We start from the raw sequence: 14,800 nt of genomic DNA, 5'->3' as shown, positions 1-14,800 counted from the left end.
ATCTTGGGGGCGCGGGACGTGACCGGGGCGGGGGAGCGGCTTCGGGTTGATCTGACCAGCCTTGATGCTGTGCGGGGCTTTGCCGGTGAGGTGCGTGAGCGGGTGGCTGAGGATGAGGGGGGCATTGACGCTCTGGTGCTCAATGCCGGGCTTATTCGGCCCGATGCGGACGGGCGTACCGTCGATGGCTACGAGACGACCTTCGGCGTCAACCACCTCGCGCACTACCTGCTGCTGCGTCTCCTGATGCCGTCCCTGGCGCCGGGCGCCGTAGTCGTGCTCACCACGAGCGGGACCCACGACCCCGCCACCAAGGCGAGTCTGGTCACGCCGCGGCATGCCGAGGCCGAGCTTCTCGCCCACCCCGAGCGCGATCCGGGACTGGACGCCAAGCCGGTGAAGGCGGGGCAGCATGCGTACACGGCGTCCAAGCTGTGTGCCGTGCTCACCGTCCGGGCGCTCAATGGCCGGCCCGCCGCCGCGGAGCGGGAGTTGAGCGCGCTCGCCTACGATCCGGGCCAGGTGTTCGGCACCGGTCTCGCGCAGCATCTCGCGCTGCCGCTGCGGCTGGCCTGGGCGCTGCTGGGGACGCCGGTGGGTGCGCCGATGCGCCGGTTCAGCCCGACGCTCAACTCCCGCGGCGCGGCCGGGAACACCCTCGCCGACCTCGCCCTGGACCGCGGCAGCCGGCCGCCGGGCGCCTCGTACGCGGCCCTCCGCCGCGGCCGCCTGACCTGGACGGAGCCGTCGCAGCAGGCCCGTAGCGACAAGGCGGCGCAGGCGCTGTGGCAGGACAGCGCCCGGCTGGTGGGGCTGCCGGACTGACGACGCGTTTGCGCCACTACGGCATTACGCCACGCCCAGCAGCCGGTGCGCCGTCGCCGGATCGGCGCGGAAGGCGGCCGTCGCGGCGCGGTGCACGATCGTGCCGCGTTCCATCACCGCGATCTCGTCGCAGACGGTGAACGCCAGCCGCAGGTCCTGCTCCACCAGCAGCACGGGGACGCCCTCGGCGCGCAGCCGCAGCACGACCTCGGCGATCGTGTCGACGACCGCCGGGGCGAGACCGTCGGACGGCTCGTCCAGGAGCACCAGGCGCGGGTTGGTGAGCAGCGCGCGGGCGATGGCGAGCATCTGCTGTTCGCCGCCGGAGAGATGGGCGGCTGGTTGGTGGCGGCGGGCGGCGAGCTGCGGGAGCAGGTCGAGTACGGTCGCCGGCGTCCAGGTGCCGGTGCCGCGGTGGGCCAGGCGGAGGTGTTCGGCGACAGTCAGCGGCGGCCACAGGCGGCGGCCCTGCGGGACGACGGCGACGCCGGCGCGGGCGACGAGGTGCGGGCGGCGGGGGAGCGGGGCACCGTCGAGGCGCACGGTGCCGGAGGTGGCCGGGACCAGGCCCATCAGCGTCAGGACGAGGGTGGACTTGCCGGCGCCGTTACGGCCGAGGAGCCCGAGCCCGCTGCCGCGCTCCAGGTCGAGGTCGACGCCGTCGAGGACCTGGCTGCCCGCGTAACCGGCGCACAGCGCGCGCACTTCGAGCAGTGCCGTCATCGGAACAGCTCCTCCCGGTCCGCCGTACCCAGATAGGCGCGGCGCACCGCGTCGCTCGCGCGGATGTGCTGCGGCGTGCCCGTGGTCAGGATCTTGCCGAGGTGCAGCGCGGTGACCGTGTCGGCGAGCTCGAAGACGAGGTCGAGGTCGTGCTCGACGAAGAGGACGGTGACCGATGCGGGCAGGTCGGTGATGAGCGCGGCGAGGTGGGTGCGTTCCGCCGTCGACATGCCCGCGGCGGGCTCGTCGAGGAGGAGGAGCCGCGGGTCGCAGGCGAGCGCGAGGGCGAGTTCGAGCTGCTTGCGTTCGCCGTGGGAGAGGGCGGCGACCTGGACGCGGCCGCGGTCCGCGAGGCCTACGCGGGCGAGCAGCTGGGCGGCGCGGTCGTGCACGTGCGGCTGCCTGCGCGGTACGGGTCTGATCCGGCCGCCGGTGTGGCGCTGCACGGCGAGGGCGATGTTCTCCGCGGCGGTCATGCTGGGGAACAGGCTGGCGTGCTGCAGCGTCTGGCTCATCCCCAGGCGGCAGCGGCGTACCTCCGTCTCCCGGGTCACGTCGCGGCCCGCCAGCTCCACGCGGCCGGCGTCGGGGCGCAGCAGGCCGGTGATCAGCTTGAACAGGGTGCTTTTCCCCGCCCCGTTGGGCCCGATCAGCGCGTGCCGGGCGCCGGCCGCGACGGTCAGCGTCACGTCGTCGACCGCGCGGAGGGCGCCGAAGTGTTTGTGGAGACCGGTGCAGTTGAGGATCATCGGCCCCGCCTCCGTACGAGCCCGGCCGCGCCTCGGGGCAGCAGATACACCACGGCGATGAAGACGACGCCGAGGAGCAGTGTCCCGTGCCCGTCCAGGTCGGGGCCGATGACGTCCCTGACGAGGATCACCAGCGCCGCGCCGAGGGCCGCTCCCCAGAGGCTGCCCGCCCCGCCGATCACCACCGCGAGCAGCGCCAGCGCCGCCGTCGTGAAACCCAGGTCGGCCGGCGTGACGAGGCGTTCCTGCGCGGCGAGGAGGCCGCCCGCGGCTCCGGCCACCGCGCCGGCCAGCACGAAGGCCGCGTATTTGTAGATACGCGTCGGATAGCCGAGCGCTCGCATCCGCGGCTCGTTGTCGCGGATCCCGCGCAGCGCGGCGCCGTACGGGGAGCGGGCCACCAGCCACAGCGTGAGGAAGCCGAGGAGGGCGGCGGCGAGGACGTACCAGTAGACGTATCCGGCCAATCGCAGTGGCTCGCCGCCGAGTTCGGCGCTGGGGATGGCGGCCATGCCGTTCGCGCCGCCGGTGACCGAGTCCCAGGTCTGGGCGAGCTGATGCAGCAGCTCGCCGAGCGCGAGGGTGAGCATCAGGAAGTACACGCCGTGCGCCCGCACCGCGACCCAGCCGGTGGCGGCCGCGGCGAGCGCGCCGGTCGCGGCGCCGGCGAGGAGCGGTAGGGGGACGGCGCTGGTGGTGTGGATCGAGATCCAGCCCGCGGCGTACGCGCCGGCGCCGAAGTAGGCGGCGTGGCCGAGGGACGGCAGCCCGGAGACGCCGACGAGGAGATCCAGGCTGACCGCGAGCAGCGCGAAGACCAGGATCCGGGTGAGGGTGGTGGTGGCGAAGGGCGCGAGGAACAGCGGCGCTGCCGCGAGCCCGGCGACCACGGCGGCGGCCAGCCCCGCAGGGAGCAGCGGCCCGTGACGCGCCGTCCGCGCCACGGACCGCGGCTGCGCCTCCCGCCCTACGGGCCGGCCCTCCGCCTCCGGACCCACCGGGCGCTGCGCTGTCTCCTGGCCCCGCGGCCGCGGTTCCGCCTCCCGCGCCATGGACCGCCGCTCCGCGTCCGTCGCCGCGGACCGCTCCTCCGCATCCCCCGCCGGCTGCCCGTCCATCGCCCCCGCCGTCACGCCCGCGCCACGCCCCGGCCGCCGAACAACCCCTGCGGGCGCAACACCAGCACCAGCGCCAGCGACCCGAACAGCACGAACGGCGCCGCATCCGGCAGCAGCGACCGCCCGAGCGAGTCCACCTGCCCGATCAGCAGCGCCCCCACCAGGGCGCCCCGCACCGAGCCGAGCCCGCCGACCACGACCACCACCAGCGCCAGGATCAGGATCGTCGCGTCCAGCCCGGGCCGTGCCCCGTAGATCGGCCCGCCGAGCACCCCGGCCGTCGCCGCCAGCATCGATCCCGCGGCGAACACCCTCACCCGCACCAGGCGGTTGTCCACCCCGATCGCCGCCACCATGTCCCGGTCCGCGACCGTGGCGCGGATCAGCGCACCCATGTCCGTGCGCTCCACCAGCACGAACACCGCCACCGCCAGCAGCGCGCCGACCCCGATCAGCGCCAGCCGATACACCGGGTACGCCGCGCCGAGCACCGGCACCGAGCCGTCCAGGCCCGGCGGGGCGCCGACCGACAGCGGGTCGTCGCCGTACGCGATGACGAGCAGCTCGGCGACGACGAGCGTGACGCCGAGGGTGAGCAGCGCCTGGTCCAGATGCGAGCGGCGGCGCAGCGGTTCGGTGAGCGCGGACAGCAGTACCCCGCCGGCCAGCCCCAGGCCCGCCGCCAGGCCGAGCGCGCCGAGGAAGCCGCCCCAGCTCGCGTCGCCGCCGACGACGGCGGCGCCCACGTACGCGCCGGTGAGGAAGAGGGCGCCGTGCGCGAGGTTGAGCACGTCCATCATGCCGAACACCAGTGACAGTCCCACCGCCACGATGAACAGCAGGAAGCCGATGGCGAAGCCGTTGACGACGCCGACCAGGTTGGCGTCCAGCCAGTCGCCCATCGTCAGGCGATCTGGGCGGTCGTGCCGAGCTCGTCGCTGACGGCGTTCACCAGCTTGCCGCCCTTGCTCTCCACGGTGCGCAGATAGAACGTCTGCTTGGGGTTCTGCCCGGAGAAGCTCCAACTGCCCCTCGGGCTGTCGTCGATGGTGCCGAGGCCCTTGAGCGCCTTGCCGAGCGCGTCGCCGCTGGTGTCGTCCGCCGCCTTCAGCGCCCGGTCGAGGACGTTCGCGGCGTCCCACGCCTGCATCGCGTACACGCTGGGCGGGGTGTCGTACTTGCCGCTGTAGGCAGCGGCGAAGGATTTGTTGGCGGGATTGTCCAGCTGGTCGCTGTAGTGCAGCGACGTCCGTACGCCCAGCGCCGCCTTCCCCTGCGCCGCGAGCACCGCGCCCTCGGTGAGGAAGCCCGCGCCGTAGAGCGGCACGGAGTCCGCGAGGCCGAACTGCTCGTACTGCTTGACGAACGCGATCGCCTCCGCGCCGGCGAAGAAGCAGAAGACCGCCTTCGCGCCGGAGGCGCGGATCTTCGACAGATACGGCTGGTAGTCGGTGGTGGTCGCGAACGGCGGCTTCGCGCTGCCCGCGACCTTTCCACCGGCCTTTTTAAAGGCCTTGGCAAAAGCCGCGGAGAACTCGGCGCCCGCGGCGTAGTCCGGCGCGATCACATACACACCGTCCTTGCCGTGCTTCGCGGCCAGATGCTCGCCGAGGACGGCGGCGATCTGCGCGTTCTGGAAGGACACCCGCCAGACATACGGGCTGCGCTTCGCGCCGGTGATCGGCCCGGCACCCGCGTTCGCGACCAGCAGCAGCTTCTGCGCCTCGGCGACCAGCGGCGCACAGCCCAGCGCGGTCGCGGAGTTGACGACGCCGACCACCGCGTCGACCTCCTCGGACTGCAGCAGCTTCCGCGCGGCGGCGACACCGGTCTGCGGCGTCTCGCCCTCGTCCGCGGTCACGGTGGTCACCTTGTACCCGCCGAACTCGCCACCATGGCGGGCCAGCCACAGATCCCAGCCCTGCTTCATATCCTTCCCGAGCCCGGCATACGTCCCGGACTGCGGAATCATCAGCCCGACCTTCACGGCCCGCTTGCCGCCCTTGCCCCCTTTGCCGGAGGGCTCCTCCTCCACGCTGCTGCCGCAGGCCGGCAGCGCCGCGAGGCCGCCCACCGCGGCGGCGGCACCGAGCAGCCGACGTCGCGAGATACCCGGAAAAGAGGCAGGTGTCATGGTCGTCCCCCGAGTGGTCACTGCCCGTTCAATGCCTGGGGCGGCACTCTGCACCAGCGCCGTTGGTCCGGCGTTGGTGACGGAGGGGGAGAGAGACCAGGAGGCGGGCGCCCGGGCTCAGCTCTTCTTCGCGCGGGCGCCCGTCATCGCGACGAAGGACGCGCAGAAGAGCGCCGCCGTGGCGAGCACCGCCGGATTCACCCACCACGGCAGCAGTTCGACACCCCGCCCGTCCGGAGCGACGCACCGCACGCCGAGCGGATACTCGTCATGGACGTCGATACGGCCCTGCCCGACCCCGTGCGACGCGCAGAATTCGACCGGGTCCGCCGTATCCCCGAAGGTCATCCCGTACGTGTAGACCGCCGCTCCCAGCAGCAGCCCGGCCACCATCGGGACGGCGCAGGTGACGATCCGCGGGCGGCGCCAACCGGCCCGCTTGCGCAGCCGGTTGAGACCGAACGGCAGCGCCGTGGCCGCCGCCAGCACCACCAGGAGGACGAGGAGGTCCATACCGGCGCAGACTGCGGCCCCCGGCTCGCGGTTCCCGCAGCAGATCGGTCGCCGGTCAGCCGGCCGACGGCGGGTAGACGCCGGGACCGGGCGGCCCGCCCCACGCGGCCTGCGCGCGAAGCCGCTCGCGGTGGCTGCGGCGGCGGAGGCCGACGATGAGCGCCGTCAGCCCCGCGCCCAGCACGGACAGGCCTGCGAGGGCGATGCCGCCGAAGATCAGGCCGACGAACGTGAACACGCCGCCACGCGGGCCGATGGCGTACTCGCCGCCATCCGTGACAATGCAGCGAACCTGGTATTTGCCCGAGGGCAGACCGTCCTGGGCGCGCAGCATCAAGTACCACTTGCGGCCGTTGGTCTCTACGCTCTCGGTGTGCCCGGGATCGTCCAGCGTCACGGACGACGGGTCGGCACCACGGACTACGCACCGCACATCGCTGAGCCCATTGGAGTAGAGGCCCAGCCCGTCGTCGTCCACCCGCACCGTCCTGGTCTCCCCCGAGGGCACGGCCTTCAGATCGGGCAAGGACTGGACCGCGAACACGATCAGGAGCCCGGCGGCCACCAGGCCGAGCACGCCGCCCGCCGCGCCGAGCCAGTACCCCCGTTTCCGCGGCCGGACCTGGCTCTCGTCGATGGGCGGTGGCCCCGGCCGCGGGCCGGGCGGCGGCGCGTACTGTCCCATGGTGCTGTCCCCCCGTGTCAGTGTTCAGCGCAGCGCCCCGAGCAGCATCGGCAGCGAGGCGTGCAGTTCACGTTCCCAGTATGGCCAGGCATGCGTGCCCGGGCCGTAGAAGTTCGTGGTGACGTGCTTGGCGCCCGCGCGGTCGAGGGCGGCCGCCAGCGCGTGGTTCTGGCGGTTGAAGTCCGCCTCCAGGGCGCTCGTCGCGCCCGGCGGATCGAGCGGGCCCGCGGTACCGTCGCCGCTGGAGAGGTAGACCGGGGTCGACTTGAGGCGCTTGGCCAGGTGGTACGGGTCGTGCGCCGCCCAGATCGCACGCTGCTCGACCGGGTCGCCCCACACCCGCCGCGGGTCGTCGCCCTGGCCGGCGAAGAAGCCCATGATGCGGTCCACCGACTCGTCGTTCAGCAGCGGGTGCACGGAGCCCGAATACGCCGCGGCCGCCTTGAACATCCCCCGGTGCCGGGCCGCGTACATGAGCGCGCCCTGGCCGCCCATCGACAGGCCGGCCACCACGCGATTGGCGCTCGCGCCCCAGTCCCGCTCCAGCAGCCGGCGCAGCTCGCCGGTGTGGAAGGTCTCCCACGCCGGGTCGCCGCCCGCGCCGGAGTTCCACCAGTCGCTGTACCAGCCGTTCCAGCCGGCCTCCGGCATCACCACGAGCGTGTCGCGCAGTTCGGCGGTGCGGGCGACGTCGGTCATGGAGGTCCACGCCGTGTAGTCGCCGCAGCAGCCGTGCAGCAGCCAGAGGGTCGGCCACTGCTGCCGCCGGTCGGCGGGGTCCCAGCCGTCCGGGGTGAGCAGGCGAACCTTGACGGTGCGGCCGCCGAGGGCGGAGGAGCGTACGGACAGGTCGACCTGGCGGTCGGCGACCTGGGTGACGTCGACGACTTCGGCGCCCGACGCGCCAGACGCGTCGGCGTGCGCGGCCGGTGCCGCCGGGCTGAGGACGAGCAGTAAGGCGAAGAGAAGGGTGCCTATCCGGGCTCTGCGGATCACGGCGGCTCCTGGTGGTCAGGGGATCAGTGGCGTTCCGGGAGGATCAACAGCGCGTCGCCCACCGGGCGTTCGCCGCTCGCGTCTGACGGGGCGTTGATCACCTTGCCGTCGGCCACCATCGTGGTCGACCCGCCGCCGTCGAGGTTGATCGCCTCTCGCAGGCCGAGCGACTTCGCCACGGCCGCGCTCTCCGGGACGGACAGGCCGAGCGAGCCGGTGCTGCGGCCGTCGGCGGTCACGAGCACCGTGCGGCCCGCGTCGTCCACGCCGGCCAGGGTGCGCGGGTTCCGCTTGTGCACCCAGCCGTAATAGAAGCTCGGATTGCCCGGCTGCACCATCCCGTCGGCGGCCGGGGTGACATGGGCGCGGCCGTCGCGGACGAGCTCGGGGCCGCCGTTGACGACATCGGCCGCGGGCGTCGCCGGGACCGGCCGGCCGCGCCGGTCCAGCAGCGTCTTGTCGACGGCCAGGCGGCCGCCCTCGGCGAGAGCCTTCAGCGCGGCGACCCGATCGCCCGTCGCCTGCACGGAGCTGCCCCCGGCCGGGAGCGGGCCGCCCCGCGGGCTGCGCAGCTCGGTGACCCGGCCGTCGGCGTCCAGCACCGCCTCCGCACCCTCGCCCGCCGGTGTCTGCTTCCCGTACTCCGGGGTGAAGACGACGAGTTCGTCCGGGTCGGTGCAGGTCACGTCGTGCAGCGGGCGCGCGGTGGGGGAGTCGTCCGCCGTACCGCCGCAATTACGGATCAGGCCCGGGACGCGATTGATGCCGTCAAGCCGCTCCGCACCCGCCGCGCTCTTCACCCGTCCCCGCCAGCTCACCCGGGCGACGTCCGTGCCCCGTCCGTCCGCGCCGAGAACCAGCGCCGGCCGTTCGCCGACCGGCTCGCTCAGCAGCCGCCCGCCATACGTGCCCACCCCCGCCGGATCGCCGGGCGCACCCGCCTTCGGATCGAGCACGAAGAACCCGGCGTTCACCGCCGCCGTCGCCCCGTCCGCCGCGGCCAGCGCACTCGTCCGCTCGCGCGCCTCCAGATCGGGCCCGTACGACGCCCGCAACCCGCCGCGGAACCGGCGCGGATCGATGGTGAGCACGTCCACCCGCCACGGGCCTCGGTCGCCCGCCTCGCCGTCCCAGCCGGTATAGACGGCCGACCCGGCATACCCGGCCGCCACCAGCCGGCCCCGCTCCTCGGTCGCGGCGGCCTGCGCGCCGAAGCTGCCGACCCGTACCCGCCAGCCCAGCGTGCCGCCGGCGAAGTCCGCGACGGCGGGGGTCGTCACTTCCTCGACGCGCGCCGCGAAGCCGTCCGCCCTGAGTTTGTCCGCGAGTTGCCCGGCGCTGACCCGGTCCTTCAGCGCGCTCGGCGGCGCGTCCGGGTCGGGCGACCCGGCCCCGCCCGGGATCGCGACCTCCACCGTCCAGGGCAGCCCGGGCGCCTCGGCGCCGCGCACGATACGGGTCAGGGTCACACCCGGCTGCAGGGTGTGCGTGGTCCGGGTCTCGACGAGGCCGGCCGGGCCGAGCGGTAGCCCCGGTGGCGCGGCCGCCTGAGCGCTCGGCAGCGCACCCAGCAGGGCAAGGAGTGAGAGGGCGGCCCCGGCCGCCGGCAGACGCTTCAGCACGGGGATGTAGTCAATACCGGGCCGGGGGTCCAGGCAATGGCCCGCGCATGAGGCGTACGAGAACGCTGCTTTACGTGATGTTGTCGCTGAACTGCGTCCCTATGACGGACAGCAGCGCCAGACGCTCCGCGTCCGGGGAGCCGGGCTCGGCCGTGTAGACCATCAGCCGCAGGTCGTCGCCGGCGACATGCAGCACGTCGCAGTCCAGGGTGATGGCGCCGAGCTGCGGATGGTCGACGGTCTTGCGGGCGCTGCTGTGCTCGGCGACGGCGCCGCTGTTCCACAGCTCGCTGAAGAGCGGGCTGTCGGCGCGGAGTTGGCGGATGAGCTCGCGCAGCCGCGGGTCGTCGGGGTAGCGGGCGGCCGTGCGGCGCAGGTCGGCGGCCGTGGCCGCGCGCAGGTCGCGCAGCGAGTCGGGGGTCTGGCGGACCCGGGTGCCGGTGCCGACGAAGTTACGCCAGGCGCCGTTGCGGTCCTTGCCGTGCCATTCGCCCATCAGCGCCACATAGAGCGGATTGGCGTGCAGCAGCGTCCACATGGCGTCGTAGACCGCGACCGGGGTGTGCTGCAGGCGCTCCAGCATGCGCTGCACGCCCGGGGTGATGTACGAGGAGATGCGGTCGGGGCCCGGCGGGACGAGGCCCGCGAGGTGGAAGAGGTGCAGCCGCTCGTCCTGGCCGAGGCGCAGGGCGCGGGCGAGCGCCTCGACCACCTGGGGGGAGGGGTTGGTGGCGCGGCCCTGTTCGAGGCGGGTGAGGTAGTCGGCGGAGATGCCGGCGAGCTGGGAGAGCTCCTCGCGGCGCAGACCGGGGATGCGGCGCTGCCCGCCGGACGGCAGGCCCGCGTCCTGCGGGGCGACGGCGGCGCGCCAGGTCTTCAGCGCGTCGCCGAGGTCGGTGGAGGTCATGACGATCAGTATGGCGGAGCGGCCGATATGCCTGGGTGGTACCGAGAGTCCCAGGAAGCGGGGACTGCTGGCTGCTCGCCCGGTTCCTCCGCAACCTGGAGTCAGCCACCGCACGAAAGGACCACCCCGCATGAGCAAGCTCGCCCTCGTCACCGGCGCCACCTCGGGCATCGGCGCCGCCTTCGCCGAGCGACTGGCCGCCGACGGCTACGACCTGATCCTCGTCGGCCGCCGCCAGGAGCGCCTGGACGCGTTCGCTGCCGAGCACCCCGGCACCAAGGTGCAAAGCGTGACCGCGGACCTGGCCACCGACGACGGCATCGACGCCGTCGCCGCCCTGGCCGCGGAGCAGCCGCTCGACCTGCTGATCAACAACGCCGGCGTCTCGCACTACATGCCGCTGGCCGACCTGCCCGCCGCCCAGGCCCGCGAGCTGGTCAACGTCAAGGTCCTCGCCCCCACCCTGATCACCCGCGCCGCCGTCGGCGGCATGCAGGAGCGCGGCACCGGCGCCCTCATCAATGTCGCCGGGATGATCGCCTTCAGCGGCCCGGGCGACAAGTCGATGCTGCCGCGCCGCGCCGTCTACGCCGGCACTCTGGCCCACCTGGTCGCGTTCTCCCAGACCCTCAGCGCCGAGCTGACGGACTCCGGGGTACGCGTCGAGGTGCTGTGCCCCGGCGTCGTCGCCACCGAATTCCACACCCGCCAGGGCCTGGACCTGAGCGCCCTCCCGCGGATGAGCGCCGAGGACGTCGTCACGGCCGGGCTGCGAGGGCTCGAACTGGGCGAGGTCGTCTGCGCCCCCGGTGTGGAGGACGCGAGCCTCCTCGATCAGGTCTTCGCGGCGGACCTGGCGGCCTTCGACGGCCAGCGCCCGGAGCTCGCGAGCCGCTACCGGAGCTGATCAGGACCGGGCCCGTAACCTGGTGGACGTGCCCGAATCCCGTCTGCACCGCGTCGCCGTCCTGGTGCTCGAGCGTGCGCTGCCGCTCGACGTCGGCATCCCCGCGCAGGTCTTCGCCACCCGGATGGACATGCCGTACGAGGTGCGCGCCTGCGGCACCACACCCGGCGTGGTGACCAGCGGCAACGGCCTCTCGTACGTGGTTGAGCACGGCCTCGAGGCGCTGGAGTGGGCCGACATCGTCTTCGTCCCCGGCTACCGGCACCCGGACCGCGAGGCGACGCCGCCCAAGGCGGTCGAGGCGCTGCAGGCCGCCTACGAGCGCGGCGCACGGCTCGCGGCCATCTCGACCGGGGCGTTCACGCTCGCCGCGGCCGGGCTGCTCGACGGCCGACGGGCCACCACGCACTGGCGCTACACCGCCGCGCTCGCCGAGCAGTACCCGAACATCCAGGTCAAGGAGAACGTCCTCTTCGTCGACGAAGGCAGCGTCCTGACCTCCGCGGGCGCCGGCGCCGGCATCGACCTGTGCCTGCACATCCTGCGCGCCGAGCTCGGCGTCGCGACGTCGAACACGGCCGCGCGCTGCCTCGTCGCGGCCCCGTACCGCAGCGGCGGCCAGGCGCAGTTCGTGCCGCGCAGCGTGCCCGAGCCGGCCGGCGAGCGCTTCACCGCCACCCGCGACTGGGCGCTGCGCCGCCTCGCCGAGCCGCTGACGCTCGAGGTCCTGGCGCAGCACGCGGCGGTGTCCCCGCGGACCTTCTCCCGGCGCTTCGTCGCCGAGACCGGCTACACCCCGATGCAGTGGGTGATGCGCGCCCGCATCGACGTCGCCCGCGAGCTGCTGGAACGCTCGGAGCACAGCATCGAGCAGATCGCCGCCGACGTCGGCCTCGGCACCGGCGCCAACCTGCGCCTGCACTTCCAGCGCATCCTCGGCACGACGCCGAGCGAATACCGGCGCACGTTCGCCCGGGGCGACTAGCTGTGCTCCCCTAGTTGTGCTCCTCGTCGATGGTCACGGCGGCGCCGTTGTCGAACTTGACGATGACCCGGATGCCGCCCTTCTTGGCGGCGGCTTCGAGCTCGCCTTCCGTGCAGGGCTTGTTGGGCTCGTCCTCGCGGTCGCCACAGATCCAGCCGTTGCCGTTGATGGTCGTGGCGGTGGAGCTGAAGAACGCGAGCTTGGAGCCGTCGCTGCCCGCGAGGGTGTACTTGCCCGGGGCCAGGTAGCCGAGCTCTCCTGAGCGGGTGCCGGTCGGCTTGCCCGGGGCCTCGCCGCCACCGCTGCCGCCGCGGTCCTCGACGACGCTGACCGCGGTGCCGTTCTTGATCTTCACCGTGGCGGAGACGCCCTTCTTGGCGGCGGCCTCGAGCTGCTCCTCGGTGCACGGAGTGGCGGCCTGGCCCGCGGCGTCGCCGCAGATCTCGCCGGCGCCCTGGATATTGGTGTCGGTCGAGGTGAAGAACGCCTGCTCGGTGTCCTTCATGTCGGAGACGGTGTACTTGCCGGGCGCCAGGTAGGAGACGGTGCCGAACCAGGTGCCGGACACGCCCTTGCCGCCGGCTTTGCTGCCCGAGCCGCCGCCGGTCTGCGACTCCGAGCCCTCATCGCCACCCGCGCCGCTGCCGCCGGACGTGCCCTTCGCGTCCGACTCCTGAGCCGACGACCCGGAGCCGCTCGACTTCTTGCCCCCGTCCGAGTCCCCCTGACAGGACGTGAGCAGAGCGGTGGTGGCCATCAGAGCCGCGGCGGTCAGGACGGTCTTGCGGCGGTGGTTGCGAAGCATGATGTGGTTCCCCCATGGCTGTACGGGTGTGCGCTTGGTCGATCTTGAGCCTGCCTGATCGCGTGCGCTCGGGGGAAGATCAGTTACGAGGTGATGACGTACTCGCCGGACCCCTGAGACGCACGGTCAGCCACTCGGGCACACCCCGCCGGAACGGTCACACTTCCCACCCGATGCCCGCCACTTCGGGCACGGCCGATTCCCTACGGCCTAGGGGGACTGCGCGGCCAAGATCTCGATCAGCGCGGTCGTGGCCGGCGGGTCCGGCGGGTCGCCGTAGGTGGCGGCGTAGATGCGGCGGGCGTTGCCGGGGAGCGGTGTGCTGTAGATGCCGGGGGCGCGGTGGGCCTGCAGCGCCAGCCCGTTGAGGATGGCGACGCCCATTCCGGCCGCCACCAGCGCCTGGGCCACGACCGTGTCATCGCAGGAGTAGGCGAACCGCGGGGAGAATCCCGCCTGTTCGCAGGCCGTGATCGTGGCGGCCCGGCAGCGGTCGCAGCCGCCGACCCAGGCGGAGTCGCGGTGGTCCTCCAGGCGCTGCCGGGGCCGGTGGCTGACGAGGTGGAGGGAGTCGTCCAGCAGGTGGGTGAGCCGGAAGCCGTCCTCCTCCAGCGGGGTTTCGGTGTGCCGGAAGATCAGCGCGATGTCGACGCTTCCGGAACGCAGCATCTGCAGGCCGTCGACCGGGTGGGCGTCGACGAGGTTCAGCTCGATCCCCGGATACGACCGGGACAGCTCGGCGGCCGCCTTCGGCACGAGGGTGCTGAGCACGGTCTGGAAACCGGCGAGACGCACCCGCCCGGCCCGTAACCCCACATGGGCGGCCAGCTCGACGGACGCCGCGTCCACCCGCCCCAGGATCTCCGTCGCCCGCTGCGCCAGCAGCTCGCCCTCGGGGGTGAGCCGGATGCCACGGCCCACCCGCTGGATGAGCTTGGCGCCGGTGGCGGCCTCCAGCCGGCCCAGGTGGTGGCTGACCGACGGCTGCGAGTAGTGCAGCTCCTTCGCCGCCTCGGTCACCGAGCCGTGGCGGGCGACCGCCTCCAGCACCTTGAGGTGGGTCAGGCTCAGCATGGATCGATTTTATCTATAGGACATCGGGCGAATTGGCATTGGACGTCATGACCTTGGGCGGCGAGCATCGGTGCATACCGAGCTGACCCAGGAAGGGAACGCCAGCCATGTCACTCGTCCGCGTCCATAATTTCTCCATCTCGCTCGACGGCTTCGGCACCGGCGACGGCCAGAGCGCCGAGGCGCCTTTCGGCCACGCCGGCGAGGTGCTGCACGAGTGGATGTTCGCCACCCGGTTCTGGTACGAGATGACCGGCAAGTCCGGTGGCTCCGCCGGCCTCGACGACGCCTTCGCGCGGCAGCACGGGCCCGGGATCGGCGCCGAGATCATGGGCGCCGGGAAGTTCGGCCCGCCCGGATGGCACAAGGACCCGGACTGGAAGGGGTGGTGGGGGCCCAACCCGCCGTTCCACACGCCGACGTTCGTCCTCACCCACCACCCGCGCCCGTCGATCGAGATGGAGGGCGGCACGACCTACCACTTCATCGACGCCTCGCCCGCCAAGGCGCTCGAGACCGCCCGCGAGGCCGCGGACGGCCAGGACGTACGCCTCGGCGGCGGCCCCACCATGATCCGCGAATTCGTCGCCGCCGGGCTCGTCGACCACATGCACGTCGTGGTGGTCCCGATCCTGCTCGGCCGGGGCGAGCGGCTCTGGGACGGGCTCGAGGACAAGGAGAAGGACTTCGCGGTGGAGGCCGTCTCCTCGCCGAGCGGCGTTACGCATCTGACGTTCACCCGCACCGAGAGCTGAGC

General features: G+C 73.0%; 16 protein-coding genes. 4 read left to right on the top strand and 12 right to left on the bottom strand.

Features of this window, described 5'->3' with window-relative positions:
• Positions 1–102: 102 nt before the first annotated feature.
• Positions 103–825, top strand: a complete 723-nt coding sequence (locus tag G5C51_RS15155) for a Rossmann-fold NAD(P)-binding domain-containing protein (RefSeq protein ID WP_165237460.1) — start codon at positions 103–105, stop codon at positions 823–825.
• Between the two features lie 24 nt (positions 826–849).
• On the opposite strand, the gene G5C51_RS42525 is transcribed toward G5C51_RS15155, so the two are convergent.
• From G5C51_RS42525 to G5C51_RS15110, 10 genes are all read right to left on the bottom strand, one after another.
• Positions 850–1,548: an ABC transporter ATP-binding protein gene (locus G5C51_RS42525; RefSeq protein ID WP_206313856.1), complete on the bottom strand. Its 699-nt coding sequence runs from the start codon at positions 1,546–1,548 to the stop codon at positions 850–852.
• A complete protein-coding gene (locus G5C51_RS42520; protein ID WP_206313862.1) occupies positions 1,545–2,297 on the bottom strand; it encodes an ABC transporter ATP-binding protein in 753 nt (250 codons plus the stop codon). The genes G5C51_RS42525 and G5C51_RS42520 overlap by 4 nt, the downstream gene beginning before the upstream one ends.
• A complete protein-coding gene (locus G5C51_RS15145) occupies positions 2,294–3,415 on the bottom strand; it encodes a branched-chain amino acid ABC transporter permease (protein ID WP_165237458.1) in 1,122 nt (373 codons plus the stop codon). Before G5C51_RS15145 ends, G5C51_RS42520 begins: the two co-directional genes overlap by 4 nt.
• An 11-nt stretch (positions 3,416–3,426) precedes the next feature.
• The gene (locus tag G5C51_RS15140) at positions 3,427–4,317 is read right to left on the bottom strand and encodes a branched-chain amino acid ABC transporter permease (protein ID WP_165237456.1); all 891 of its coding nucleotides are present in this window, start codon (positions 4,315–4,317) and stop codon (positions 3,427–3,429) included.
• A gap of 2 nt (positions 4,318–4,319) precedes the next feature.
• The gene (locus G5C51_RS15135; protein WP_165237454.1) at positions 4,320–5,549 is read right to left on the bottom strand and encodes an ABC transporter substrate-binding protein; all 1,230 of its coding nucleotides are present in this window, start codon (positions 5,547–5,549) and stop codon (positions 4,320–4,322) included.
• 117 nt (positions 5,550–5,666) lie between these two features.
• Positions 5,667–6,062 (bottom strand): hypothetical protein, encoded by a 396-nt coding sequence (locus G5C51_RS15130; protein WP_165237452.1) that lies wholly within the window; start codon positions 6,060–6,062, stop codon positions 5,667–5,669.
• Between the two features lie 55 nt (positions 6,063–6,117).
• Entirely contained in the window at positions 6,118–6,747 is a 630-nt protein-coding gene (locus tag G5C51_RS15125; protein WP_165237450.1) for a hypothetical protein, read from the bottom strand.
• Positions 6,748–6,771: 24 nt separating this feature from the next.
• Positions 6,772–7,743, bottom strand: a complete 972-nt coding sequence (locus tag G5C51_RS15120) for an alpha/beta hydrolase-fold protein (RefSeq protein WP_165237448.1) — start codon at positions 7,741–7,743, stop codon at positions 6,772–6,774.
• A 23-nt stretch (positions 7,744–7,766) separates the two neighbouring features.
• On the bottom strand, positions 7,767–9,365 hold the full coding sequence (locus G5C51_RS15115) for a phosphodiester glycosidase family protein (protein WP_165237446.1): 1,599 nt from the start codon (positions 9,363–9,365) through the stop codon (positions 7,767–7,769).
• Positions 9,366–9,435: 70 nt separating this feature from the next.
• Positions 9,436–10,272: a helix-turn-helix transcriptional regulator gene (locus G5C51_RS15110; RefSeq protein ID WP_165237444.1), complete on the bottom strand. Its 837-nt coding sequence runs from the start codon at positions 10,270–10,272 to the stop codon at positions 9,436–9,438.
• A 130-nt stretch (positions 10,273–10,402) separates the two neighbouring features.
• On the opposite strand from G5C51_RS15110, the gene G5C51_RS15105 reads away from it, so the two are divergent.
• Both G5C51_RS15105 and G5C51_RS15100 read left to right on the top strand, forming a co-directional pair.
• Entirely contained in the window at positions 10,403–11,179 is a 777-nt protein-coding gene (locus G5C51_RS15105; protein WP_165237442.1) for an SDR family NAD(P)-dependent oxidoreductase, read from the top strand.
• Positions 11,180–11,207: 28 nt separating this feature from the next.
• Positions 11,208–12,164: a DJ-1/PfpI family protein gene (locus G5C51_RS15100; protein WP_165237440.1), complete on the top strand. Its 957-nt coding sequence runs from the start codon at positions 11,208–11,210 to the stop codon at positions 12,162–12,164.
• 10 nt (positions 12,165–12,174) lie between these two features.
• Here G5C51_RS15100 and G5C51_RS15095 read toward each other — a convergent pair whose 3' ends face one another.
• Both G5C51_RS15095 and G5C51_RS15090 read right to left on the bottom strand, forming a co-directional pair.
• A complete protein-coding gene (locus tag G5C51_RS15095) occupies positions 12,175–12,969 on the bottom strand; it encodes a hypothetical protein (protein WP_165237438.1) in 795 nt (264 codons plus the stop codon).
• Positions 12,970–13,179: 210 nt separating this feature from the next.
• Positions 13,180–14,043, bottom strand: a complete 864-nt coding sequence (locus G5C51_RS15090) for a LysR family transcriptional regulator (RefSeq protein ID WP_165237436.1) — start codon at positions 14,041–14,043, stop codon at positions 13,180–13,182.
• A gap of 107 nt (positions 14,044–14,150) precedes the next feature.
• Here G5C51_RS15090 and G5C51_RS15085 point away from each other — a divergent pair, with 107 nt between their 5' ends.
• The gene (locus tag G5C51_RS15085; RefSeq protein ID WP_165237434.1) at positions 14,151–14,798 is read left to right on the top strand and encodes a dihydrofolate reductase family protein; all 648 of its coding nucleotides are present in this window, start codon (positions 14,151–14,153) and stop codon (positions 14,796–14,798) included.
• The last annotated feature ends 2 nt before the right edge of the window (positions 14,799–14,800 follow it).

The sequence above is a fragment of the Streptomyces coryli genome, from assembly GCF_011044975.1.
Classification (GTDB): Bacteria; Actinomycetota; Actinomycetes; order Streptomycetales; family Streptomycetaceae; genus Streptomyces; species Streptomyces coryli.
Note: the sequence above shows the minus strand (reverse complement) of the source record. Positions and strands in the feature narration are given on the sequence as shown.